This is a genomic window from Streptomyces sp. NPDC058052 (assembly GCF_042885515.1).
Classification (GTDB): domain Bacteria; phylum Actinomycetota; class Actinomycetes; order Streptomycetales; family Streptomycetaceae; genus Streptomyces.
Window position 1 is genome coordinate 1 of the sequence record NZ_JBHVRX010000077.1, and the last position, 1734, is coordinate 1734.

1 protein-coding gene and 1 pseudogene are annotated in these 1734 nt (G+C 70.1%); both read right to left on the bottom strand.

The genetic code is table 11. From position 1 onward, the window contains the following. A partial coding sequence (locus ACFVU3_RS39975) for a 2-oxoacid:ferredoxin oxidoreductase subunit beta (RefSeq protein ID WP_390073699.1) occupies positions 1-677 on the bottom strand: 677 nt, incomplete at its 3' end. After that, positions 670-1734, bottom strand: a pseudogene (locus ACFVU3_RS39980) (2-oxoglutarate ferredoxin oxidoreductase subunit alpha); the annotation flags it as partial. The pseudogene ACFVU3_RS39980 and the gene ACFVU3_RS39975, both read right to left, overlap by 8 nt.

The following is a 1734-nucleotide window of genomic DNA, read 5'->3' on the forward strand; positions in this document are numbered from 1 at the left end:
TCGAAGGCGCCGTCGTTGAAGATGTTGCAGTTCTGGTAGATCTCGACGAGGGCGGTGCCGTCGTGGTCGGCGGCCTGGCGCAGGACCTCGGTGAGGTGTTTGCGGTCGGAGTCGACGGTGCGGGCGACGAAGGTCGCCTCGGCGCCGATGGCGAGGGAGACGGGGTTGAAGGGGGCGTCGAGGGAGCCCATCGGGGTCGATTTGGTGATCTTGCCGACCTCGGAGGTGGGGGAGTACTGGCCCTTGGTGAGTCCGTAGATCCGGTTGTTGAAGAGCAGGATCTTGAGGTTGACGTTGCGGCGCAGGGCGTGGATGAGGTGGTTGCCGCCGATGGAGAGGGCGTCGCCGTCGCCGGTGACGACCCAGACGGACAGGTCGCGGCGGGAGGTCGCCAGGCCGGTGGCGATGGCCGGGGCGCGGCCGTGGATGGAGTGCATCCCGTAGGTGTTCATGTAGTACGGGAAGCGGGAGGAGCAGCCGATGCCGGAGACGAAGACGATGTTCTCCTTCGCCAGGCCCAGCTCGGGCATGAAGCCCTGGACGGCGGCGAGCACGGCGTAGTCACCGCAGCCGGGGCACCAGCGGACCTCCTGGTCGGACTTGAAGTCCTTCATGGTCTGCTGCGCCTGGGCCTTGGGGACCAGGTGCAGGAGCGAGTCGCTGCGCGGCTCAGGCATCGATGGCCTCCTTGAGGGCGGCGGCGAGCTGCTCGGCCTTGAACGGCATGCCGTTGACCTGGTTGTGGCTGCGGGCGTCGACGAGGTACTTGGCGCGGATGAGGGTGGCGAGCTGGCCGAGGTTCATCTCGGGGATCACGACCTTGTCGTACCGCTTCAGTACCTCGCCGAGGTTCTTCGGGAAGGGGTTGAGGTGGCGCAGGTGGGCCTGGGCGATGTGGCCGCCCTCGCGGCGGATGCGGCGCACGGCGGCGGTGATCGGGCCGTAGGTGGAGCCCCAGCCGAGGACCAGGGTCCGGGCGCCGTCCGGGTCGTCGGTCTCGATGTCGGGGACGTCGATGCCGTCGACCTTGGCCTGGCGGGTGCGGACCATGAACTCGTGGTTGGCGGGGTCGTAGGAGATGTTGCCGGTGCCGTCCTGCTTCTCGATGCCGCCGATGCGGTGTTCGAGGCCGGGGGTGCCGGGGACGGCCCAGGGGCGGGCCAGGGTCTCGGGGTCGCGCTTGTAGGGCCAGAAGACCTCGGTGCCGTCGGCCTGGGTGTGGTTCGGGCCGGTGGCGAACGCGGTCCGCAGATCGGGCAGGGACCCGACCTCGGGGATCCGCCACGGCTCGGAGCCGTTGGCGAGGTAGCCGTCGGAGAGGAGGAAGACCGGGGTGCGGTACGTGAGGGCGATCCGGGCCGCCTCCAGGGCCGCGTCGAAGCAGTCGGCCGGGGTCTTCGGGGCGACGATCGGGACGGGGGCCTCGCCGTTGCGCCCGTACATCGCCTGGAGCAGGTCGGCCTGCTCGGTCTTGGTCGGCAGACCCGTCGACGGGCCGCCGCGCTGGATGTCGACGATCAGCAGCGGCAGCTCCAGGGAGACGGCGAGGCCGATCGTCTCGCTCTTGAGCGCCACGCCGGGGCCGGAGGTGGTGGTGACGGCGAGCGAGCCGCCGAAGGCCGCGCCCAGCGCGGCGCCGATGCCGGCGATCTCGTCCTCGGCCTGGAAGGTCCGCACGCCGAAGTTCTTGTGCCGGCTGAGCTCGTGCAGGATGTCCGAGGCCGGCGTGATCGG